At 61.9% G+C, this 21,886-nt stretch carries 17 protein-coding genes and 1 pseudogene; 9 read left to right on the top strand and 9 right to left on the bottom strand.

The window, feature by feature from the left end; all coding sequences use genetic code 11:
- The first annotated feature begins 18 nt into the window (after nucleotides 1–18).
- From ACWHXD_RS02095 to ACWHXD_RS02060, 8 genes are read left to right on the top strand one after another with little or no spacing between them, the layout of a single operon-like run.
- A complete protein-coding gene (locus tag ACWHXD_RS02095; protein ID WP_044270746.1) occupies nucleotides 19–1,266 on the top strand; it encodes an NAD(P)/FAD-dependent oxidoreductase in 1,248 nt (415 codons plus the stop codon).
- Nucleotides 1,263–2,012, top strand: a complete 750-nt coding sequence (locus ACWHXD_RS02090; RefSeq protein ID WP_138761713.1) for a class I SAM-dependent methyltransferase — start codon at nucleotides 1,263–1,265, stop codon at nucleotides 2,010–2,012. The genes ACWHXD_RS02095 and ACWHXD_RS02090 overlap by 4 nt, the downstream gene beginning before the upstream one ends.
- Complete coding sequence (locus ACWHXD_RS02085; protein ID WP_138761714.1) at nucleotides 2,009–2,491, top strand: hypothetical protein; 483 nt, start codon at nucleotides 2,009–2,011, stop codon at nucleotides 2,489–2,491. The genes ACWHXD_RS02090 and ACWHXD_RS02085 overlap by 4 nt, the downstream gene beginning before the upstream one ends.
- Nucleotides 2,488–3,654, top strand: coding sequence for a beta-ketoacyl-[acyl-carrier-protein] synthase family protein (locus ACWHXD_RS02080; protein ID WP_098949770.1), 1,167 nt, complete (start codon nucleotides 2,488–2,490; stop codon nucleotides 3,652–3,654). Before ACWHXD_RS02085 ends, ACWHXD_RS02080 begins: the two co-directional genes overlap by 4 nt.
- Nucleotides 3,651–4,112 carry a hotdog family protein gene (locus ACWHXD_RS02075; protein ID WP_044270738.1) on the top strand — a complete coding sequence of 154 codons (462 nt, stop codon included), beginning with the start codon at nucleotides 3,651–3,653 and terminating at the stop codon, nucleotides 4,110–4,112. Before ACWHXD_RS02080 ends, ACWHXD_RS02075 begins: the two co-directional genes overlap by 4 nt.
- Entirely contained in the window at nucleotides 4,109–4,837 is a 729-nt protein-coding gene (gene fabG, locus ACWHXD_RS02070) for a 3-oxoacyl-ACP reductase FabG (RefSeq protein ID WP_032893932.1), read from the top strand. The genes ACWHXD_RS02075 and fabG overlap by 4 nt, the downstream gene beginning before the upstream one ends.
- Nucleotides 4,837–6,063 (top strand): beta-ketoacyl-ACP synthase, encoded by a 1,227-nt coding sequence (locus tag ACWHXD_RS02065; RefSeq protein WP_032893933.1) that lies wholly within the window; start codon nucleotides 4,837–4,839, stop codon nucleotides 6,061–6,063. The genes fabG and ACWHXD_RS02065 overlap by 1 nt, the downstream gene beginning before the upstream one ends.
- A gap of 26 nt (nucleotides 6,064–6,089) precedes the next feature.
- Nucleotides 6,090–6,485 (top strand): hypothetical protein, encoded by a 396-nt coding sequence (locus ACWHXD_RS02060; RefSeq protein WP_032893934.1) that lies wholly within the window; start codon nucleotides 6,090–6,092, stop codon nucleotides 6,483–6,485.
- A 202-nt stretch (nucleotides 6,486–6,687) separates the two neighbouring features.
- Here ACWHXD_RS02060 and ACWHXD_RS02055 read toward each other — a convergent pair whose 3' ends face one another.
- A complete protein-coding gene (locus ACWHXD_RS02055) occupies nucleotides 6,688–7,074 on the bottom strand; it encodes a type II toxin-antitoxin system PemK/MazF family toxin (protein ID WP_032893936.1) in 387 nt (128 codons plus the stop codon).
- A gap of 87 nt (nucleotides 7,075–7,161) precedes the next feature.
- Complete coding sequence (locus ACWHXD_RS02050; RefSeq protein WP_032893938.1) at nucleotides 7,162–8,055, bottom strand: LysR family transcriptional regulator; 894 nt, start codon at nucleotides 8,053–8,055, stop codon at nucleotides 7,162–7,164.
- Nucleotides 8,056–8,236: 181 nt separating this feature from the next.
- Between ACWHXD_RS02050 and ACWHXD_RS02045 the strand changes: the two genes are divergently transcribed.
- Nucleotides 8,237–9,454 carry an MFS transporter gene (locus tag ACWHXD_RS02045; protein WP_414478932.1) on the top strand — a complete coding sequence of 406 codons (1,218 nt, stop codon included), beginning with the start codon at nucleotides 8,237–8,239 and terminating at the stop codon, nucleotides 9,452–9,454.
- Nucleotides 9,455–9,609: 155 nt separating this feature from the next.
- Here the strand turns inward: ACWHXD_RS02045 and hemE are convergent, their stop codons facing one another.
- From hemE to ACWHXD_RS02010, 7 genes and pseudogenes are all read right to left on the bottom strand, one after another.
- Nucleotides 9,610–10,674, bottom strand: a complete 1,065-nt coding sequence (hemE, locus tag ACWHXD_RS02040; RefSeq protein ID WP_499083494.1) for a uroporphyrinogen decarboxylase — start codon at nucleotides 10,672–10,674, stop codon at nucleotides 9,610–9,612.
- 244 nt (nucleotides 10,675–10,918) lie between these two features.
- Complete coding sequence (locus ACWHXD_RS02035; protein ID WP_003187920.1) at nucleotides 10,919–12,337, bottom strand: FAD-dependent oxidoreductase; 1,419 nt, start codon at nucleotides 12,335–12,337, stop codon at nucleotides 10,919–10,921.
- A gap of 32 nt (nucleotides 12,338–12,369) precedes the next feature.
- Entirely contained in the window at nucleotides 12,370–16,815 is a 4,446-nt protein-coding gene (gene gltB / locus ACWHXD_RS02030) for a glutamate synthase large subunit (RefSeq protein ID WP_032893942.1), read from the bottom strand.
- Between the two features lie 352 nt (nucleotides 16,816–17,167).
- Nucleotides 17,168–18,784 (bottom strand): SPOR domain-containing protein, encoded by a 1,617-nt coding sequence (locus ACWHXD_RS02025; RefSeq protein ID WP_138761717.1) that lies wholly within the window; start codon nucleotides 18,782–18,784, stop codon nucleotides 17,168–17,170.
- Between the two features lie 9 nt (nucleotides 18,785–18,793).
- Nucleotides 18,794–19,894: a 3-dehydroquinate synthase gene (gene aroB, locus ACWHXD_RS02020; RefSeq protein ID WP_032893944.1), complete on the bottom strand. Its 1,101-nt coding sequence runs from the start codon at nucleotides 19,892–19,894 to the stop codon at nucleotides 18,794–18,796.
- Between the two features lie 126 nt (nucleotides 19,895–20,020).
- Nucleotides 20,021–20,539 carry a shikimate kinase AroK gene (gene aroK, locus ACWHXD_RS02015; RefSeq protein WP_003187914.1) on the bottom strand — a complete coding sequence of 173 codons (519 nt, stop codon included), beginning with the start codon at nucleotides 20,537–20,539 and terminating at the stop codon, nucleotides 20,021–20,023.
- Between the two features lie 4 nt (nucleotides 20,540–20,543).
- Nucleotides 20,544–21,797: pseudogene (locus tag ACWHXD_RS02010) on the bottom strand (type IV pilus secretin PilQ); the annotation flags it as partial.
- Nucleotides 21,798–21,886 lie beyond the last annotated feature (89 nt).

Raw genomic sequence — 21,886 nt, 5'->3', positions numbered from 1 at the left:
ATGCGGCAAGGAGCCCTCGTGCCCACAGTTGAAATGGAACGTCGCCAGGTGGTGGTGATCGGTGCCGGGCCTTCCGGTGCCATCGCGGCCGCGCTGTTAAAGCGCAAAGGGCATGATGTATTGATCATCGAGCGCGAGCATTTCCCGCGCTTCTCGATTGGCGAAAGCCTGCTGTCACACTGCATCGATTTTATCGAAGAAGCCGGCATGCTCGACGCGGTGCAAGCGGCAGGCTTCCAGGTAAAAACCGGCGCGGCCTTCGCCTGGGGCGAGCGCTACAGTGCTTTTGATTTCAGCGACACCTTCAGCAACGGCAAGCCCACCACCTTCCAGGTGCAGCGCGGCGAGTTCGACAAGTTGCTGGCCGACCAGGCCGCGTTGCAAGGCGTGGAAATCCGCTATGGCCAAACCATCGTCGGCGTGGATTTTTCTGCCGAGAGCCGGTACCTGCATGTGCGCCGCGAGAATGGCAGCGAGTACCACCTCAAGGCCAGGTTCGTGCTCGATGCCAGCGGCTATGGCCGTGTGTTGCCACGCCTGCTGGACCTGGAAGCACCGTCGAATTTCCCGCTGCGCCAGGCCGTGTTCACCCACGTCGAAGACCGTATCGAACACCCAGGCTTTGACCGCAGCAAAATCCTGGTGACCACTCACCCGACCAAGCGCGACATCTGGTTCTGGACCATCCCGTTCAGTAACGGCCGCTGCTCGGTGGGCGTGGTCGCGGCCAAGGAGCATTTCGAGGGCGCGGGCAGCGACCTCGACGCCTGCCTGCGCGGCTTTATCGAGCAAACCCCAAGCCTGTCCGGCGTGCTGCAAAATGCCGTGTGGGACACCCCGGCGCGCACCATCGGCGGCTACTCGGCCAACGTCAAAACCCTGCACGGCCCAGGCTTTGCGCTGCTGGGCAATGCGGCAGAATTCCTCGACCCGGTGTTCTCCTCCGGCGTGACCATTGCCATGCGCTCAGCGAGCATGGCCGCAGGGGTGCTGCACCGCCAATTGAGCGGCGAAACGGTGGACTGGCAAACCGAGTTTGCCGAACCGCTCAAGCGCGGTGTCGATACCTTCCGTTGCTACGTCGAAGGCTGGTACGCGGGCACGTTCCAGGACGTGATTTTCCATCCTGGCAGCTCAGCCGAGATTCGCCGCATGATCAGCTCGATCCTGGCCGGTTACGCCTGGGATGAACGCAACCCGTTTGTCAGCGAGCCCAAGCGGCGCTTGCGGATGCTGTCTGAAATTTGTGCGAGTGAGCCGGTATGAACAGCCCAGGCGTTGAAAAAAACTACCTGAGTCAAAACTACGTCGAAGAAACCAAGTTCGGCTTCTGGTTCCTGCGCAGCCACACCTGGCAGCACCACGTGTTGCGCGTGGCGATCAATGACCTGCGCAGCCTGTTCAGCGAGCCGCTGCCGGTAGCGCCGGTGTTGTTGGATGCCGGTTGCGGCCAGGGCAAATCCTTCCAGTTGCTGCATCAGGTGTTTGCGCCTTCGCGCCTGATCGGCCTGGATGCCGACCCCCACAGCCTGGCACTGAGCCGCGAAGAAGCTGCGCGCCTGGGGCTGGACGTCGAGCTGATCGGCAGCGACTGCGCGACCCTCAACGTGCCGGATGCCAGTGTCGACATCCTGTTCTGCCACCAGACCTTCCACCATCTGGTGGAGCAACATCGCGCACTCAAGGAGTTCTATCGGGTGCTCAAGCCGGGCGGCTATTTGCTGTTTGCCGAATCCACCGAAGCCTACATCGACACCTGGGTGATTCGCTGGTTGTTCCGCCACCCGATGCATGTGCAGAAAAGCGCCGAAGAGTACCTGGAGATGCTGCGCGAGCAGGGCTTTGAATTCGACTCGCAGAATGTCTCGTACCCCTATCTGTGGTGGAGCCGTTCCAGTGACTTCGGCCTGCTGGAACGTTGGGGCCTGCGCAAGGCGCCGCCGGTGGGCCAGCGCGAGGAAACCCTGGTCAACTGCGTAGCGCGTAAACCTGTGGAGAATGCGGCCCCATGATGCGCCTGCTGTTGATAAGTTGCCTGTTGCTGCTCGGCGCCTGCGCCAGCCAGGCACCGCTGCCGGAGAAAATGCCGGCCCTGGCCTTGCCGATGCAATTGCATGTGCAGCGCCTGGCGGACGGCCAGAGCCAGGACTGGCTGCTGGTGATCCAGCGCGAAGGCCAAGCGCTTCGCTGGTCGATGATGGATCCGCTGGGCATTCCCCTGGCCCGGCAAAAACTGCTCGATGGGCAGTGGCAGGCAGACGGCTTGCTGCCGCCCAATCCACAAGCGCGCACGCTGTTTGCCGCGCTGCTGTTTGCCCTGACCGCGCCCGGTGACGTACCGGCGTTGTATCCGACTGCCCAGGCGATGGACCTGACGCGCACGCTGCCGGGCCACTGGCAGATTGTTTATCAGTCTTCCGAGGTGTTCCGCGTGAACATGGCCGACCCGCCGTTGAGTTACCGCATCACCCCGCTGGGTGTGAACCGATGACCGCCCACCTCAATGCCCTTGGCATAATCTGCGCCCTGGGCCGTGGCCAGGCGCAAGTCAGCCGCAACCTGTTTGCCGGCGACTGTTCGGGCATGCGTGCCGAAAGCGGCTGGGTGCCGGAGCGCGCGGTGCCTGTGGCCGCCGTACAGGGTGAACTGGCGAGCCTGCCCCCGGAGCTGGCTGAGCAAAGCAGCCGCAATAACCAGTTGCTGCTGGAAGCGGCGCTGCAGATCGAGGATGAGATTCGTCAGGCCATCCAGACCTACGGCCCTGGCCGGGTCGGGGTTGTGCTCGGCACCAGCACCTCGGGCATTGACGAAGCCAGCCGTGGCATTGCCCATTACCTGCAGAACACGCAGTTCCCCGCCGACTACGACTACCAGCAACAGGAACTCAGCGCCCCGGCCAACTTCCTCGCCGACTGGTTGAAGGTGAGCGGCCCGGCTTATGTCATTTCCACCGCCTGCACCTCCAGCGCCCGTGCATTGATGAGCGCCCAGCGCCTGTTGGACCTGGGGGTGTGCGATGCAGTGATCTGCGGCGGCGTGGACAGCCTGTGCAAGCTGACGCTGAACGGGTTTACCGCGCTGGAAGCGGTGTCTGCCGAGCGCTGTAATCCGTTTTCGGTGAACCGCAACGGCATCAACATCGGTGAAGCGGCGGTGCTGTTCCTGATGAGCCGCGAGCCGGCGCCCATCGCCTTGCTGGGCAGCGGCGCCAGTTGCGACGCACACCATATCTCCGCGCCCGAACCCAGTGGCAAGGGCGCGGTGCTGGCCATGCGCAAGGCCCTGGCCAGTGCAAAACTTTCGCCCGAGCAGATCGGCTACCTGAACCTGCACGGCACCGCAACCCAACACAACGACGCCATGGAAAGCCTGGCCGTCGCCAGTCTGTTTCCCGGCGGCGTCGCTTGCTCATCGACCAAGCCCATGACCGGCCACACCCTCGGCGCGGCCGGGGCCCTGGAAGCCGCGTTCTGCTGGCTGAGCCTGACCCATCGCCTGCTGCCACCCCACGTATGGGACGGCCACCCCGACCCGGCGCTGCCCGCGCTGCAATGGGTGCGCAGCGGCGATACCCTGAAAAAGCCCTGCCTGATGAGCAACTCGTTTGCCTTCGGCGGTAACAATGTCAGCCTGATAATCGCAGAGGCCCCATGATCGATTGGCCACTTGCCGAACTGCTGCCCCATGCGGGCGACATGATCCTGATCGACCAGGTGCTGTCGTTCGATGAAGAGCAGATTCACACCCGCGTCACCGTCAAGCCCGGTGGCCTGTTCAACCGCGCTGACGGCAGCCTGCCGGCCTGGGTCGGCATCGAGCTGATGGCGCAAAGCGTCGCCGCGTATGCCGGTTGCCATGCACGCCAACAAGGCAAGGCGGTGGAGCTGGGTTTCCTGTTGGGCACGCGTAAGTTCGAGTGCAACGTGGAGCACTTTGCGGCCGGCGCCGAGCTGCATATCCACGGCCTGCGCTCCCTGGAAGACGACAACGGCATGGGTGTGTTCGAATGCCACCTCACCGGCGACGGTATCCAGGCCAGCGCACGCTTGAACGTATTTCGACCGCCCCAGGCGGCCAACTATTTAGCTGAATCGAAGGACGAAACGCCATGACTGAATCCGTACTGGTCACCGGCTCCAGCCGTGGCATCGGCCGCGCCATTGCCCTGCGCCTGGCCCAGGCCGGCCATGACATCGTGCTGCATTGCCGCAGCGGCCGTGCCGAAGCCGACGCGGTACAGCTCGAGGTCCAAGCCCTGGGGCGCAAGGCGCGGGTGCTGCAGTTCGACGTGGCGGATCGCGCTGCGTGCAAAGAGATCCTTGAGGCCGATGTGGAGCAGCATGGCGCCTATTACGGTGTGGTGCTCAATGCCGGCCTGACCCGCGACGGCGCCTTTCCTGCCCTGTCGGAAGACGATTGGGATGTGGTGATGCGCACCAACCTGGATGGGTTCTACAACGTGCTGCACCCGGTGATGATGCCGATGATTCGGCGCCGCGCCGCCGGGCGTATCGTGTGCATCACCTCGGTGTCCGGGCTGATCGGCAACCGCGGCCAGGTCAACTACAGCGCGTCCAAAGCCGGCTTGATCGGCGCGGCCAAGGCACTGGCCATTGAATTGGGCAAGCGCAAGATCACCGTCAACTGCGTGGCGCCGGGCCTGATCGACACCGCGATGCTGGATGAAAACGTGCCGGTAGAAGAACTGATGAAAATGATCCCGGCCCAACGCATGGGCACGCCGGAAGAAGTCGCTGGCGCAGTGAATTTCCTGATGTCCGCCGAAGCCGGCTATATCACGCGCCAGGTGCTGGCCGTGAACGGGGGCCTGTGCTGATGAAGCGCGTTGTCGTTACCGGCATGGCCGGCGTGACCTCCCTGGGCAGCGACTGGGACACCATCGCCGCCAACTTTCGCGCCAACCGCAGCGGCATCCGGCGCATGGACGAGTGGGACCGTTTCACCGAATTGAATACGCGCCTGGCCGGCCCTATCGACGATTTCGTCGTGCCCGCGCACTGGACGCGCAAGCAGCTGCGCAGCATGGGCCGCGTCTCGCGCCTGGCCGTGTGGGCGGCGGAGCAGGCCTTGCAGGACGCCGGCCTGCTGGGTGACGAGTCGATCAAGGACGGGCGGATGGGCGTGGCCTGTGGCTCGTCCACCGGCAGCACCGATGAGATCAAGGCGTTCGGCAATATGCTGCTCAACTCGGTGGCCGAGGGGCTCAATGCCAACTCCTATGTGCGCATGATGCCCCACACCACGGCAGCGAATATCAGCATCTTCTTTGGCCTCACGGGCCGGCTGATTCCCACCTCCAGCGCCTGCACCAGCGGCAGCCAGGGCATTGGCTACGCCTATGAGGCGATCAAGTTCGGGCGCCTGCCGTTGATGCTCGCAGGCGGCGCGGAAGAACTGTGCCCCACCGAAGCCATGGTGTTCGATGCGTTGTACGCCACCAGCCTGAAAAACGATGCGCCGCAAACCAGCCCGCGCCCCTACGACAGCGGCCGCGATGGCCTGGTGATCGGTGAAGGTGGCGGCATGTTGGTGCTCGAAGAGTTGGAGCACGCACTCGCGCGAGGCGCGCATATTCACGCGGAGCTGGTTGGCTTCGGCAGCAACGCCGACGGCCAGCACACCACCCGCCCGGAACAGAAAACCATGCGCCGCGCCATGGAGCTGGCCCTGGAAGACGCAGGTCTTGAACCGTCCGCCATCGGCTACGTGAACGGCCACGGCACGGCTACCGATCAGGGCGACATTGCCGAAACCCTGGCCACCAGCAGCCTGTTTGGCAGCCGCATGCCGATCAGTTCGCAGAAGAGTTTCCTGGGGCACACCCTGGGTGCGTGCGGGGCGCTGGAATCGTGGTTCAGCATCGAGATGATGAACCGCGACCAGTACGTGCACACCTTCAACCTGGACGCGGTCGACCCGCAATGCGGCGAGCTGGACTACCTGCAAGGTGGCTTTCGCCAGATGCATAACGACTACGTGATGAACAACAACTTTGCCTTCGGCGGCGTCAACACCTCGTTGATCTTCCGCCGCTGGAGCTGACTTTTTAATCGACTGGAGAAAACGGAATGTCTTCCCTGCTACGCGCTACCCTGATCACCCTGGCCCTGCTGACCACGGCTGGCTGCACCAGCAAACCCGTGCTCAACACCCAGCACGAGTTGCCGGCCACAAGCCAGGTCAGCGAAGAAAAGATGAAACAGGTGATCGTCGCCGCCCTGCAAAAACGCGAGTGGACGGTGCAACGCCTGAGCCCGCAACTGGTGCAGGCCGAGATCACCGTACGCGGCCAGTTCTACGCCGCCATCGACATCCGCTACACCCGCAACAGCTACGCCATCACCTACCGCGACAGCCGCGACCTGGGCTACAAGGACGGCAAGATCCATCGCAACTACAACCGTTGGGTGAGCATGCTGGATCGGGATATTCTGGCGGGGTTGCGCTCGGCCGGAATGCAGTAAGGCCAGAAACGACAAAGGGCGCCTTTCGGCGCCCTCTTCACAAACAGGTTGGCTTGTCATCGCCGCTTCCTGCCTGGCTCTGCGATGGCTGGTTACCCAGGATCCTCAGAGTCTCACAAGCCCCTTTCGGGAACTCGGGCAGTATGCCTGAAAACGGGTTACCTGCAATCAGTGGCAAAACGCCGCCCACTCGTATCCCGCTTTATCGCAACCCAAGCGCACTGCGCACCGCCGCTTTTATCGCCGAAAACTGGTCATGGGTAAGTTCGGCGATTTTGTAAGTTCGTTTGCCATGACGATCTTTACTTTTGATTCGGTCTAATCGGCCCAAGCTGACTGTCGCGACAATATCGCATTTAGCCCAGCAGATCGGGTTCGCTCCGTGAAGGTGGCTATCAAGCTGCAAATGATGCTCCAACACCTGCTGTGGAGCAGTAGTACTCAGGGGTACCACCGTTACGAGCAGCTTATTAGTTCGGTGTTTGCGTATCACAATAACGGGTCGAATCTTGATGATTTCCGGAACCTCATAGCCACGAAAATCACAAATCAACACGCTGCCCTCCTTGGGCTGATAGAGAAGTGCCATCCATATCCACTCGCCTGAAAAAAGCGATTTTGCGCAAAATCCCGGCAAATAACTAAGCTGGTTGCGTTACCTGATATGTGACCCGGCCTACACCGATGCCCTACGCGTCAACAACTCCACAAACCCCTTCGCCATCGGTGTTTGCGCGCCCTTGCGTTGCACCAGCCACACTGCCGTCACTGCCTGCGGGTCGAGCAGGGTGCGATAGACCACACCATCGATGCGGATGCGCTGGTAGGACGCCGGCAGCACCGATACGCCCAACCCCGCCGCCACCAGCCCAATGATGGTCATTGCTTCCCCTGCCTCTTGGGCAAAGTGCGGGCTGAACCCGGCATCGCGGGCCAGGTTGAGCAATTGCGCGTACAGGCCGCTGCCGTAACTGCGCGGGAAGAACACAAAAGGCTCCTCGGCCAATTGCTCCAGGTGCAAGCCGCGCTCGCTGCCTTGGGCCAAAGGATGGCCGGCGCTCAGTACCGCGACTAATGGCTCGCGCATCAACTCGATCACGTTCAGTGAGTCGGGCAGGGGCAAGGGCCGCATCAGCCCCACCTGAATCGACTCATCCACCAGCGACTCGGCCACTTGGGTGCTGCTCATTTCTTGCAAGTTCAGATGCACCGCCGGGAATGCCTGGCGGAAGGCAAAGATCGCCTGGGGAATGCTGGCGTTGAACGGCGCAGACGAGGTGAAGCCGATCTTCAACTCACCCAGCTCGCCCAACTGCGCACGCCGCGCCACATCTGCCGCCTTGTCGACTTGGGCCAGCACCAGCCGTGCCTCTTGCAAGAACAAGCGCCCTGCCTCGCTCAGCTCGACCCGACGATTGGTGCGCTCGAACAAGCGTGCGCCCAGCTCGTGTTCCAGCGCCTGGATCTGCTGGCTCAGGGGTGGCTGCGAGATGCCCAGTACCTGCGCGGCGCGGCCGAAGTGCAGTTCTTCAGCGACGGCGATGAAGTACCGCAGGTGACGTAATTCCATGCATACCTCATTAGGTCGTAAAACCTATCAAACAGGTCGAACAATATATTGGAAAGAATCATTAGCCAGCTATATTCTTTTTTGCATTGTCAGTCCTGGCAGACTTTCCTCCCCGAGGTCCCCCGTGAATCCTGCTGTTGCTCCACTTGCCCAACACACCCCGCCCTCAGCCCTCGATGAGGTGGTGGCGCAGCTCAACGACGCGTACATCGAAAAAGGCACGCCGATGTTCATGCGCACGGTGCTGGCGCTGTTCTCCGGTGGCTTTGCTACTTTTGCCTTGTTGTATTGCGTGCAGCCGATGATGCCGGCGCTGTCCCACGAGTTCTCCATCAATGCCGCGCAAAGCAGCCTGATTCTTTCCGTTGCGACGGCAATGCTCGCCTGCGGCCTGCTGATCACCGGGCCGATCTCCGACAGGCTGGGGCGCAAGCCGGTGATGGTTGCCGCGTTGTTCTGTGCGGCGCTGGCCACCATCGCCAGCGGCTTGATGCCGAGCTGGGAAGGCATTCTGTTGATGCGCGCACTGGTGGGCCTGTCCTTGAGCGGCCTGGCCGCCGTGGCCATGACCTACCTCAGCGAAGAGATCCACCCGCAGCACATCGGCCTGGCCATGGGCCTGTACATCGGCGGCAACGCGATTGGCGGCATGAGCGGGCGCCTGATCATCGGCGTGTTGATCGATTCTGTCAGCTGGCACACCGCAATGCTGATCATCGGCGCTCTGGCGTTGATCGCAGCCACGGTGTTCTGGAAGATCCTCCCCGAATCGCGCAACTTCCGCGCCAGCAGCCTCAAGCCGCGCAGCCTGGTGGACGGCTTTGTCATGCACTTCAAGGACGCCGGCCTGCCGTGGCTGTTTCTCGAAGCCTTCCTGCTGATGGGCGCCTTCGTGACGATGTTCAACTACATCGGCTATCGCCTGCTGGCCTCACCCTATGAGCTGAGCCAGGCGGTGGTGGGCCTGCTGTCGCTGGTGTACCTCTCGGGCATCTACAGCTCGGCCAAGATCGGCTCCCTGGCCGACCGCCTCGGCCGCCGCCGCGTGCTGTGGGGCACCATCGTGCTGATGCTCGCCGGCATGGCCCTGACGCTATTCACGCCTTTGTGGCTGGTGGTGCCGGGCATGCTGGTGTTCACCTTCGGGTTCTTCGGCGCCCACTCGGTCGCCAGCAGCTGGATCGGCCGCCGTGCGGTGAAAGCCAAGGGGCAGGCGTCGTCGCTGTACCTGTTCTGCTACTACGTGGGATCGAGCATTGCCGGGACGGCGGGTGGGTTCTTCTGGCACTTTGCCGGGTGGAACGGGATTGGCGGGTTTATCGTCGCGCTGCTGATTGGCGCGTTGCTGGTGGCATTGAAGCTGGCGAAGTTGCCGCCACTGGGAAATATGCGGACCTGACGCAATTTGCTTTATGTGGGAGCGGGCTTGCTCGCGAATGCGGTGGTCCAGTGACGAATTTGTCGACTGACACTGCGCATTCGCGAGCAAGCTCGCTCCCACATTTGTTTTGTGTTCATCCATGAAAAAGCCCGGCTTCAAACCGGGCTTTTTCGTCATTCGTGGTATTGCGCCGACAGTTCGTGCACTGCGCGCAGGAACGCACCGGCATGCTCCGGGTTCACTTCCGGGGTGATGCCGTGGCCGAGGTTGAACACGTGCCCGGTGCCCTTGCCATAGCTGGCGAGGATGCGACCTACCTCGGTACGGATCGCTTCTGGCTTGGCGTACAGCACGGTCGGGTCCATGTTGCCTTGCAGGGCCACCTGGTTGCCGACGCGGCGGCGCGCTTCACCAAGGTCGCAGGTCCAGTCCAGACCCAATGCATCGGCACCAGCATCGGCGATGCTTTCCAGCCACAGGCCGCCTTTGGTGAACATGATCACCGGAACCTTGCGGCCTTCGTGTTCACGGATCAGGCCGCTGACGATCTTGCGCATGTAGGCCAGGGAGAACTCCTGGTACGCCGCCGCCGACAGGTTGCCACCCCAGGTGTCGAAAATCTGTACCGCTTGGGCGCCCGCCATGATCTGGCCGTTGAGGTAGGACGTGACCGACTGCGCCAGCTTGTCCAGCAAAAGGTGCATGGCTTGCGGGTTGTCGTAGAGCATGGCCTTGGTCTTGCGGAAGTCTTTCGACGAGCCGCCTTCGACCATGTAGGTGGCCAGGGTCCATGGGCTGCCGGAGAAGCCGATCAGCGGCACGCGGCCGTTGAGCTCGCGGCGGATGGTGCTGACAGCGTCCATCACGTAGCCCAGGTCTTTGTGTGGATCAGGGATCGGCAGGGCTTCGATATCGGCCAGGGTGCTGACGACTTTCTTGAAACGCGGGCCTTCGCCGGTTTCGAAGTACAGGCCTTGGCCCATGGCGTCGGGGATGGTGAGGATATCGGAGAAGAGGATGGCCGCGTCCAGTTGTGGGTAGCGGTCCAGCGGCTGCATCGTGACTTCGCAGGCGAACTCCGGGTTCATGCACAGGCTCATGAAATCGCCCGCATTGGCGCGACTGGCGCGGTATTCCGGCAGGTAGCGACCAGCTTGACGCATCATCCACACCGGGGTGACGTCTACGGGTTGCTTGAGCAGGGCACGAAGGAAACGGTCGTTCTTGAGGGCAGTCATGTCGGCATCCGCAAAAAAAGTGCGGGCATTTTCTCAGAGCGCGACGCAAAAGGCACGGAATGCACCGTGCCTTTTGTCTATCGGGTCAATTTGTCGCGGACATGAACACAACGCAAAACCAATGTGGGAGCGGGCTTGCTCGCGAAAGCGGTGGCCCAGTCGAAACATCTGGTGACTGATATACCGCATTCGCGAGCAAGCCCGCTCCCACATTGTTGATCCCCATTTCAACTGGGGATCGGGATCAGACTTGCAGGTAGTCCAGGATACCTTCGGCGGCGTTACGGCCTTCGAAGATCGCGGTTACTACCAGGTCAGACCCGCGCACCATGTCGCCACCGGCGAAGATTTTCGGGTTGCTGGTCTGGTGCTTGTACTGGCCTTGTTCCGGGGCTACAACGCGGCCCTGGCTGTCGGTCTGGATTTCGAACTGCTCGAACCACGGCGCCGGGCTTGGGCGGAAGCCGAAGGCGATGACCACGGCGTCGGCCGGGATGATCTCTTCGGAACCCGGAATCGGCTCGGGGCTGCGACGCCCACGGGCATCCGGTTCGCCAAGACGAGTCTCGACCACCTTCACGCCTTCCACACGGTCTTCACCGACAATGGCGATCGGCTGGCGGTTGTAGAGGAACTTCACGCCTTCTTCCTTGGCGTTCTTCACCTCTTTGCGCGAGCCGGGCATGTTGGCTTCGTCACGGCGATAAGCACAGGTCACCGACTTGGCGCCCTGGCGGATCGACGTGCGGTTGCAGTCCATCGCGGTGTCGCCACCGCCCAGTACCACGACCTTCTTGCCCTTCATGTCGACGAAATCTTCCGGCGACTTTTCAAAGCCCAGGTTGCGGTTGACGTTGGCGATCAGGAAGTCGAGCGCGTCATACACGCCCGGCAAGTCCTCACCGGCAAAGCCGCCCTTCATGTAGGTGTAGGTGCCCATGCCCATGAACACGGCATCGTATTCAGCGAGCAATTGCTCCATGGTGATGTCTTTGCCGATTTCGGTATTGAGGCGGAACTCGATACCCATGCCGGTGAACACTTCACGACGGTGGCTCAGTACGGTTTTTTCCAGCTTGAACTCAGGAATACCGAAGGTCAGCAGGCCACCGATTTCCGGATTTTTGTCGAACACCACCGGGGTCACGCCGCCACGCACCAACACGTCGGCACACCCAAGGCCTGCCGGGCCCGCGCCGATGATCGCGACGCGCTTGCCGGTCGGCTTGACCTTGGACATGTCCGGGCGCCAGCCCATGGCGAACGCGGTGTCGGTGATGTACTTCTCCACCGAACCGATGGTTACCGCGCCAAAACCGTCGTTGAGGGTGCACGCCCCTTCACACAAGCGGTCTTGCGGGCACACCCGGCCGCAGACTTCCGGCAGGGTGTTGGTCTGGTGCGACAGCTCGGCGGCGGCGAGGATGTTGCCCTCGGCCACCAGTTTGAGCCAGTTGGGAATGAAGTTGTGCACCGGGCACTTCCATTCGCAATACGGGTTACCGCACCCCAGGCAACGGTGGGCCTGGTCGGCCGAGTGCTGGGGTTTGAAGGGTTCGTAGATCTCCACGAACTCTTTCTTGCGTTGACGCAACAGTTTCTTCTTCGGATCTTTGCGCCCGACATCGATGAACTGGAAGTCGTTATTCAGACGTTCAGCCATGTTAAAACCTCATCAAACTGTTCAGGCGCATATCACTGCGGGTTGGCACGGATGCTGGAAAGCAACGATTTCAGGTTGGCAGCCTTGGGCTTGACCAGCCAGAAACGACGCAGGTAATCATCGAGGTTTTCGGCGAGGTTACGACCCCATTCGCTGCCGGTTTCCTCGACGTACTCGTCCAGCACGTGCTGCAAGTGGTTCCGGTAGGATTCCATGGCTTCGCCGCTGATGCGCTGGATCTCGACCAACTCGTGGTTGACCTTGTCGACGAAGGTGTTGTCCTGATCGAGCACGTAGGCGAAACCGCCGGTCATGCCCGAACCGAAGTTGTAACCGGTCTTGCCCAGTACCGCGACAAAGCCTCCGGTCATGTACTCGCAGCAGTGATCGCCAGTGCCTTCCACCACGGTGTGGGCACCGGAGTTACGCACGGCGAAACGCTCACCGGCGGTACCTGCGGCAAACAGCTTGCCACCGGTGGCGCCGTACAGGCAGGTGTTGCCGATGATGGCACTGTCCTGGGTCTTGTACACGCTACCAGCCGGCGGAACGATGACCAGCTTGCCGCCGGTCATGCCCTTGCCCACGTAGTCGTTGGCGTCGCCTTCCAGGTACATGTGCAGGCCACCGGCGTTCCACACGCCGAAGCTCTGGCCCGCAGTGCCCTTGAAGCGGAAGGTGATCGGCGCTTTCGCCATGCCCTGGTTGCCGTGCTTGCGCGCGATTTCGCCGGAGATGCGTGCGCCGATGGAGCGGTCGCAGTTGCAGATATCCAGGGCGAACTCGCCACCGCTGGCGTCGTTGATCGAGGCGCCGGCCATTTCGACCATTTTCTCGGCCAACAGGCCTTTGTCGAACGGTGGGTTGCGGTCCACCTGGCAGAATTGTGGCTTGTCTGCCGGGATGTGATCGCTGCCCAACAACGGCGTGAGGTCCAGATGTTGTTGCTTGGCAGTCTGGCCTTCGAGGATGTCCAACAGGTCGGTGCGACCAATCAGCTCTTCCAGCGAGCGCACGCCCAGCTTGGCCAGCCACTCACGGGTCTCTTCGGCGACGTAGGTGAAGAAATTCACCACCATGTCGACGGTGCCGATGTAGTGATCCTTGCGCAGTTTTTCGTTCTGAGTCGCCACGCCGGTGGCGCAGTTGTTCAGGTGGCAGATGCGCAGGTATTTGCAGCCCAGGGCGATCATGGGCGCGGTGCCGAAGCCGAAGCTTTCGGCGCCGAGGATTGCGGCCTTGATCACATCGAGGCCGGTTTTCAGGCCGCCGTCGGTCTGTACCCGCACCTTGCCGCGTAGGTCGTTGCCGCGCAGGGTCTGGTGGGTTTCGGCCAGGCCGAGCTCCCAGGGTGCACCGGCGTACTTGATCGAGGTCAGCGGCGAAGCGCCGGTGCCGCCGTCGTAGCCGGAGATGGTGATCAGGTCGGCATAGGCCTTGGCCACACCGGCGGCAATGGTGCCGACGCCGGCTTCTGCCACCAGTTTCACCGAGACCAGGGCCTGCGGGTTGACTTGTTTGAGGTCGAAGATCAGCTGCGACAAGTCTTCAATCGAGTAGATGTCATGGTGCGGCGGTGGCGAAATCAGGGTCACGCCCGGTACGGCGTAACGCAGCTTGGCGATCAGGCCGTTGACCTTGCCGCCTGGCAATTGCCCGCCCTCACCCGGCTTGGCGCCTTGGGCAACCTTGATCTGCAGCACCTCGGCATTGACCAGGTACTCCGGGGTCACACCGAAACGGCCGGTGGCCACCTGCTTGATCTTCGAGCTTTTGAGCGTGCCGTAGCGCGCCGGGTCTTCGCCGCCTTCGCCGGAGTTGGAACGCGCACCCAGGCGGTTCATGGCTTCGGCCAGGGCTTCGTGAGCTTCCGGCGACAAGGCGCCCAGGGAAATACCGGCGGAGTCAAAGCGCTTGAGGATCGACTCCAGCGGCTCGACCTGGCTGATGTCCATCGGCGTGTCCAGGGTTTTCACCTTGAACAGGTCACGGATCATCGACACCGGGCGGTTATCCACCAGGCTCGTGTATTCCTTGAACTTGGCGTAGTCGCCCTGCTGCACAGCGGCTTGCAGGGTGTTGACCACGTCCGGGTTGTAGGCGTGGTATTCGCCACCGTGCACGAACTTGAGCAGGCCACCTTGCTGGATCGGCTTGCGCGCGCTCCAGGCCTCCAAGGCCAGGGCTTTCTGTTCGGCTTCGATGTCGACGAAACGCGCACCCTTGATGCGGCTTGGCACGCCACGGAAACTCAGCTCGCAGACTTCTTCGGACAGGCCGATGGCTTCGAACAACTGCGCGCCACGGTACGAGGTGACCGTGGAGATGCCCATCTTCGACAGGATCTTCAGCAGGCCCTTGGTGATGCCCTTGCGGTAGTTCTTGAACACCTCGTAGAGGTCGCCCAGCACTTCACCGGTACGGATCAGGTCACCCAGCACTTCGTACGCGAGGAACGGGTACACCGCCGAAGCGCCGAAACCGATCAGCACCGCAAAGTGATGCGGGTCGCGGGCGGTGGCGGTTTCCACGAGGATGTTGGAGTCGCAGCGCAGGCCTTTTTCGGTCAAGCGGTGGTGCACCGCGCCGGTCGCCAGGGAGGCGTGGATCGGCAACTTGCCAGGCGCGATGTGGCGGTCGGTCAGTACGATCTGGGTACGACCGGCACGCACGGCCTCTTCAGCCTGGTCAGCAACGTTACGCACCGCGGCTTCAAGGCCCAGGCTTTCGTCGTAGTTCAGGTCGATGATCTGGCGGTCGAAGCCTGGACGCTCCAGGGTCATCAGCGAGCGCCACTTGGCCGGGGAAATGACCGGCGAGCTGAGGATCACGCGGGACGCATGCTCAGGCGATTCCTGGAAGATGTTGCGCTCGGCACCGAGGCACACTTCCAGGGACATCACGATGGCTTCACGCAGCGGGTCGATCGGCGGGTTGGTCACCTGCGCGAACTGCTGGCGGAAATAGTCGTACGGCGTGCGCACGCGCTGGGACAGCACGGCCATTGGCGTGTCATCGCCCATGGAGCCGACGGCCTCGTAGCCTTGCTCACCGAGCGGGCGCAGCACCTGGTCGCGCTCTTCGAACGTGACCTGGTACATCTTCATGTATTGCTTGAGCTGGTCGACGTCGTAGAAAGCCGAACCGTGGTCGTTGTCTTCCATGGTCGCCTGGATGCGCAGGGCGTTCTTGCGCAGCCATTGCTTGTATGGGTGACGCGACTTCAAACGGTTGTCGATGGCATCGGTGTCGAGGATCTGCCCGGTTTCGGTGTCTACCGCCAGGATCTGGCCAGGGCCGACACGGCCTTTGGCGATCACGTCTTCTGGCTTGTAGTCCCACACGCCGATTTCCGAGGCGAGGGTGATGAAACCGTTGGTGGTGGTCACCCAGCGCGCCGGGCGCAGGCCGTTACGGTCAAGCAGGCACACCGCGTAGCGGCCGTCGGTCATGACCACGCCGGCCGGGCCGTCCCACGGCTCCATGTGCATCGAGTTGTACTCGTAGAACGCACGCAGGTCCGGGTCCATGGTCTCGACGTTCTGCCACGCAGGCGGAATGATCATGCGCACGCCACGGAACAGGTCGATGCCGCCGGTGACCATCAGTTCGAGCATGTTGTCCATGCTGGAGGAGTCGGAACCCACGCGGTTGACCAGCGGGCCGAGCTCTTCGAGGTCCATCAAATCGTTGGCGAACTTGGTGCGACGGGCCTGGGCCCAGTTGCGGTTGCCGGTGATGGTGTTGATCTCGCCGTTGTGGGCGAGGAAGCGGAATGGCTGGGCCAGCGGCCATTTCGGCAGGGTATTGGTGGAGAAGCGCTGGTGGAACACGCAGATCGCGGTTTGCAGGCGCTCATCGCTCAGGTCTGGATAGAAGGCGGTGAGGTCCGCCGGCATCATCAGGCCTTTATAAATGATGGTCTTGTGGGAAAAGCTGCAGATGTAGTGGTCGGTGTCGGCGGCGTTGAGCACCGACGAACGACGACGGGACGTGAACAGCTTGATCGCCATGTCCTGGTCGCTCAGGCCATCGCCTGCGATGAACACTTGTTCGATCTGCGGCAGGCGCTCCAGGGCCAGGCGGCCGAGTACGCTGGTGTCGATGGGCACTTTGCGCCAGCCGACGATGTGCAGGCCGGCGGCGGCGATCTCGCGGTTCATGTTCTCGCGAGCGGCTTCGGCCTTTACCGGGTCCTGGTTGAAAAACACCATGCCCACGGCGTACTGCTTGGGCAGTTCGACCGCAAATTGCTCTTGGGCGACAGCGCGCAGGAACTGGTCGGGCTTTTGAATCAGCAAGCCACAGCCGTCACCGGTCTTGCCGTCGGCGTTGATCCCACCGCGGTGGGTCATGCAGGTCAGGGCCTCGATGGCCGTTTGCAAAAGGGTATGACTGGGTTCGCCCTGCATGTGGGCTATCAGGCCGAAACCGCAGTTATCCTTGAATTCATCGGGTTGGTACAGACCTGCTTTCATAGACACTTTCTCACCAGGCTGCCTCTTTTACCGAGGCAAATTTCTTTTCAATTCAACCGGTTACCTTCCACGCCGAACGTACGCCGGCTTAGCGGGGGCAAAAGGGAGGTCATTGTACACACCGACACAGACGCTCACAAATTTAGCGACGAAATGTCGCAAATCTATGTCGCATTTATGAAAGGTTTAAAGCGATATGCTGTGCTAGTCAAAACTTTTTTAATTTTGACCGCTACGACTCAAAAGCCACTGTGACGCAGACACCACAAAGCGCGCGGTCTCGGGAGACTGCACGCACTTGCGGATTTTTTTGAGGTGCCGGGAGGGCGGCCTGGGTAAGGCCGCCGGATCTTCAGCGAGTTGCTGCCAGTTCTTGTTGAACGCTGGCAACAGTGCGAGGCCAAGGTTTACCAGCCTGAACCTTCGCTGGCAAGGCTTTGATGGCAGAATCGGCTGCGGCGCGGCTTGGGAAGCTGCCGTAGGTGATCACGTAGAGAGGCTTGCCGTTGAGCACTTTCTTGAAATAACGGTACTGGCCGCCCTGCTCTTTGACGAACGCCTGGGCGTTGGCTTCGGAGCTGGTGCCGAGGATCTGTACCACAAAGTTGCCGGTAGGCTGGCTGCTGTACCAGCTGCTGCCAGCAGCGCCGGCCTTGGCGACGGTGGCGGCTGGTTTTTCCGCAGGCTTGGCGGCCGGGGCTGGTTTGGCGGCTGGCGCCGGTGCAACAGGCTTGGCCACCGGAGCAGGCTTGGCGGTAGCAACGGTCGGCGCCGGCGTCGGAGCAGGCTTGGCGGTAGCAACGGTCGGCGCCGGCGTCGGAGCAGGCTTGGCGACCGGTGCAACCGGCGTCGCTGGCACACCAGCCGGTACGCCCGCAGGTGGTGCGGTGGTGGTCACGGTTGGCGGCGTAGCGCTGGAGCCTTCCACCGGCACACCGTCGTCGCCTTCGGAGATGCCACCGGCTTCTTCGGCCAGAGGGCCGCGCATCACAGGTTGGCCGACCATCGGCAGGTTGGTCGGTTGGCCGGAGTTGGCAAATTCGACGTTTGGCGTGGGCTTGCCCAGTGGCAACTGCGCCTGTTCGGTTGGCGCGCCGGTGGTTGTCGGTGCTTTGTTGCGGCCCGGGATCAACCAGGCGGCGGCAACAGCGACCACGACAACGGCGGAAATAGCCAATACGTGCTTCTTAGGCATAGTGAACCCCATCTTTGGACGCTTGACCGCAGAGCGGCTGGCAATCATGGCTTCGATCATGGCATCGCGGGCAACCTGGTTGATGTTTCCAGGCCAGCCATCGGAGCTTTCGTGAATATCAGAGATCTGCGCAGCGGTGAAAAGTTCGATACCCGCCCCGGCGCCTTCAAGGCGTTGTGCCAGGTATTCGCGGGTTTCTTCCTCTTCGTACGGCTGCAACTCGATGACGTGGAACAGCTCCTGCTCACCACTGATCTGCTCCAGATCGGCGATCAGCGACGACTCACCGAACAGGAACACATGCGGGCGACCTTCCGGCGTACCCGCCGCCAGCGCCAGCAGCGCTTCCAGGGCGGACTCGTCGAGCTGCTCGGCGTCGTCTACCAGCAGGTAGACTTCCTGGCCGGTCAGGCCCAGTTGCACCACCTGCTTGAGAATCGCATTCGGCTCGGCATTGGAGACGTCCAACGCCTGCGCTACCTGGCGCAGTACGCCAGCCGCATCACCGGCACCGCGGGCCGATACCACCACGCTCTGCACCGATTGTTTGTTGGTGCTGGCCACCAGCGCCTGGCGCAGCAAGGTCTTGCCGCTGCCCAGAGGACCGGTGACCACCAGCAGCAACTGGCTGTAGCGCGCGAGGTGATGCAACTGCCCAAGCACCGGTTTGCGCTGGGCGGGGAAGAATTTGAAACCCGGCACCCGTGGAGCAAAGGGGTCGTGGCTCAAGTGGTAATGGCCGAGGAACGCCTCGTCGGCATGCAAACTAGTCATCGGGTCTTATTAACCTTTGAGCTGGGCCAGGGCGCGGTAATCCGCTCCCAGCGTGGCCTGTAGAATCTCTTTTGGATAATCGTCGGTCACCACGGCTTCGCCCATGTGGCGCAGCAGTACCAGTCGAAGTCGACCGTCGATCACTTTCTTGTCTATCGCCATATGTTCAAGGAAATCCGCCTCGGTCATCTCCGCAGGCGGAACAACCGGCAAACCGGCACGTTGGAATAGGCGGATACCGCGATCACGCTCTTGGGCGCTGATCCAGCCCAGGCGCTGCGACATCTCCAATGCCATCACGGTGCCAGCCGCTACGGCTTCCCCATGCAACCACACACCATAGCCCATGTGCGTTTCGATCGCATGGCCGAAGGTGTGGCCCAGGTTCAGCGTGGCCCGCACACCGGACTCGCGCTCGTCGGCGTTGACCACCAGCGCCTTGGCCGCGCAGGAGCGGGAAATCGCTTCGGTGAGCGCTACCTGATCGAGGCCGCGCAAGGCGTCCATGTGCTCTTCCAGCCAGGTCAGGAACGGCTCATCGCAGATCAGCCCGTACTTGATGACTTCCGCCAGGCCCGCCGACAACTCGCGCGGCGGCAAGGTGTTGAGGGTGGCCGTGTCGATCAACACAGCTTGGGGCTGGTAGAACGCGCCGACCATATTCTTGCCCAGCGGGTGGTTGATACCGGTCTTGCCGCCCACCGACGAGTCGACCTGGGACAGCAAGGTGGTCGGCACCTGGATAAAATCCACGCCGCGCTGGTAGCAGGCCGCGGCAAAACCGGCCATGTCGCCAATCACACCGCCGCCCAAGGCGACCACGGTGGTTCGACGGTCATGGCGCGCAGTCAGCAGGCCATCAAAGATCAGTTGCAGGGTTTCCCAGTTTTTGTGGGCTTCGCCGTCAGGCAACACCACGGAGATCACCGAGTATGCCGCCAGGCTGCGGCTCAAACGCTCAAGATACAGCGGCGCGACCGTTTCGTTGGAGATGATCGCCACCTGCCGGCCGGCAATATGCGGCGCAAGCAGTTCGGGCTGGTCCAACAGACCTGCGCCAATGTGGATCGGGTAGCTGCGCTCGCCTAGATCGACCTTAAGTGTCTGCATGTGTCCCCGCGTTGAAGATGGAGTGACGACCGGCACTGTCGATATCTCGACACCGCCTGGTGGCTCTACGCCATACCTTACAAGGTGATGGCGCGCCGCCGAGAATAGCGCATTTCGGGCCAGGCTTTAACGGGGTGGCAACCGTTGCAGGCGCTCAAGGATGTCGAGTACGACCATCCGAGGTGGCCGCTCATCGGTTTCTACCACCAGATCGGCGATTTCCCGATACAGCGGGTCGCGCAGCGCCAGCAGGTCCCGCAGGGTTTTGGCCGGGTCGGCAGTGCGCAGCAACGGGCGATTGCGATCACGGGCGGTACGGCCCACCTGCTGTTCGACCGATGCGTGCAAATACACCACGCGACCACCGGCATGCAGCGCCCGACGGTTTTCATCGCGCATGACAGCGCCACCGCCGGTCGCCAATACCACGCCATCGCAGCCGCACAGCTCGGCAATCATCGCCTGCTCGCGGTCACGAAAGCCCAGTTCGCCTTCTTTATCGAAGATCCATGGGATATTGGCACCCGTGCGCAATTCAATTTCCTTGTCGGAATCTTTGAACGGCAGGCGCAGCTCTTTGGCCAGCAAACGGCCGATGGTGCTTTTTCCAGCCCCCATCGGCCCTACAAGAATCAAATTTCGCACAGAATCAACGACTCACAGCAATCGCCTGGTTATTCATGATACGCGGAGTCAGGAATACCAGCAGCTCGGATTTTTTCTCCGCCAGCACATCGCGCCGGAAAAGGCGGCCAAGATACGGCACATCGCCCAAAAATGGCACTTTATCTACCACTTTGCTTTGGGTATTGGAGAAAACCCCGCCAATGACGATGGTCTCGCCATCCCTGACCAGAACCTTGGCGTTGACCTCGTTTTTCTTGATCGGCGGCACATCATTGAGCCGGTTCAGGTAATCGGGCTCATCCTTGGTGACCTTGACCGCCATGATCACATGGTCGTCGGGGGTGATTTGCGGCGTGACCTCCAGCGACAGCGAAGCCTCCTTGAACGACACCGAGGTGGCGCCCTGGGAGGTGGATTCCTGATAAGGAATTTCGGTGCCTTTGAGGATGCGCGCCGTCTCTTTGTCGGAGGTGACGACTTTGGGTTGCGAGACGATTTCACCGTTGCCGGTTTTTTCCATGGCGGTCAGCTCAAGGTCCAACAACAGGTTGTCGGTGATGTAGGCGATCCCCAGGCCGGAGGTTCCGGCCAGCGACCCCAAGTCGACAAAGGGTGAACTGGGCGGGTTTTGCGGCGGCTCGGCGCCGTCTGCCTGCGGCTTGGCAATACCGCCAACGCCGCCACTGCCACGGGTGAGCCGCCCACCCCAGCGCACACCCAGGCTTTTGTCGTAGTCGACATTGGCCTCCACAATCCGCGCCTCGATCATGACCTGGCGTACGGGGATATCCAGTTGCGCCACGATGCGCCGCAGTTCTTCGAGCCGCTCGCCAGTCTGGTAGGCAATGATGTTGTTGGTGCGGTCATCCACCGCCACCGAACCGCGCTCATCGGTGGCGCCCTCAAAGCCGGTCACCGACTGAAACAGCTTGGCCAGGTCGGCAGCCTTGGCGTAATTGACCTGCAGCAGCTCCCGCCGCAAGGGCGCCAGCTCAGCCATCTGCTTGCGCGACTCCAGTATCAACAGCTCGCGAGCAGCCAACTCATCGGCGGGCGCCACCAGCAACACGCCCGCCTTGACCCGCTTGTCCAAGCCCTTGGTTTGCAGCACCAGGTCCAGCGCCTGGTCCCAGGGCACATCCTTGAGCCGCAAGGTGATCGAGCCCTGCACCTCATCGCTGGTCACCAGGTTGAGCCCGGCGACATCGGCGATTTGCTGCAATACCGCGCGCAGGGCGATGTCCTGGAAGTTCAGAGTCAGTTTGGCGCCTGTATAGCTGACCGACGAGGCACTGTCGGGCGGCGGCAGCTGGATCAGCTCCAGGCGATTGGGCACAGCAGTAGCCATCGGTGCCGTGAACGCTA

The sequence above is a fragment of the Pseudomonas fjordensis genome, assembly GCF_976987115.1.
Note: the sequence above shows the minus strand (reverse complement) of the source record. Positions and strands in the feature narration are given on the sequence as shown.

Excerpts from the sequence above, each read along its gene's own strand:
- ACWHXD_RS02090 (WP_138761713.1), top strand. The coding sequence starts at position 1,263 with ATGAACAGCCCAGGCGTTGAAAAAAACTACCTGAGTCAAAACTACGTC.
- ACWHXD_RS02085 (WP_138761714.1), top strand. The coding sequence starts at position 2,009 with ATGATGCGCCTGCTGTTGATAAGTTGCCTGTTGCTGCTCGGCGCCTGC.
- ACWHXD_RS02080 (WP_098949770.1), top strand. The coding sequence starts at position 2,488 with ATGACCGCCCACCTCAATGCCCTTGGCATAATCTGCGCCCTGGGCCGT.
- ACWHXD_RS02075 (WP_044270738.1), top strand. The coding sequence starts at position 3,651 with ATGATCGATTGGCCACTTGCCGAACTGCTGCCCCATGCGGGCGACATG.
- fabG (WP_032893932.1), top strand. The coding sequence starts at position 4,109 with ATGACTGAATCCGTACTGGTCACCGGCTCCAGCCGTGGCATCGGCCGC.
- ACWHXD_RS02065 (WP_032893933.1), top strand. The coding sequence starts at position 4,837 with ATGAAGCGCGTTGTCGTTACCGGCATGGCCGGCGTGACCTCCCTGGGC.
- ACWHXD_RS02060 (WP_032893934.1), top strand. The coding sequence starts at position 6,090 with ATGTCTTCCCTGCTACGCGCTACCCTGATCACCCTGGCCCTGCTGACC.
- ACWHXD_RS02055 (WP_032893936.1), bottom strand. The coding sequence starts at position 7,074 with ATGGCACTTCTCTATCAGCCCAAGGAGGGCAGCGTGTTGATTTGTGAT.
- ACWHXD_RS02050 (WP_032893938.1), bottom strand. The coding sequence starts at position 8,055 with ATGGAATTACGTCACCTGCGGTACTTCATCGCCGTCGCTGAAGAACTG.
- hemE (WP_499083494.1), bottom strand. The coding sequence starts at position 10,674 with ATGACTGCCCTCAAGAACGACCGTTTCCTTCGTGCCCTGCTCAAGCAA.
- ACWHXD_RS02035 (WP_003187920.1), bottom strand. The coding sequence starts at position 12,337 with ATGGCTGAACGTCTGAATAACGACTTCCAGTTCATCGATGTCGGGCGC.
- gltB (WP_032893942.1), bottom strand. The coding sequence starts at position 16,815 with ATGAAAGCAGGTCTGTACCAACCCGATGAATTCAAGGATAACTGCGGT.
- ACWHXD_RS02025 (WP_138761717.1), bottom strand. The coding sequence starts at position 18,784 with ATGACTAGTTTGCATGCCGACGAGGCGTTCCTCGGCCATTACCACTTG.
- aroB (WP_032893944.1), bottom strand. The coding sequence starts at position 19,894 with ATGCAGACACTTAAGGTCGATCTAGGCGAGCGCAGCTACCCGATCCAC.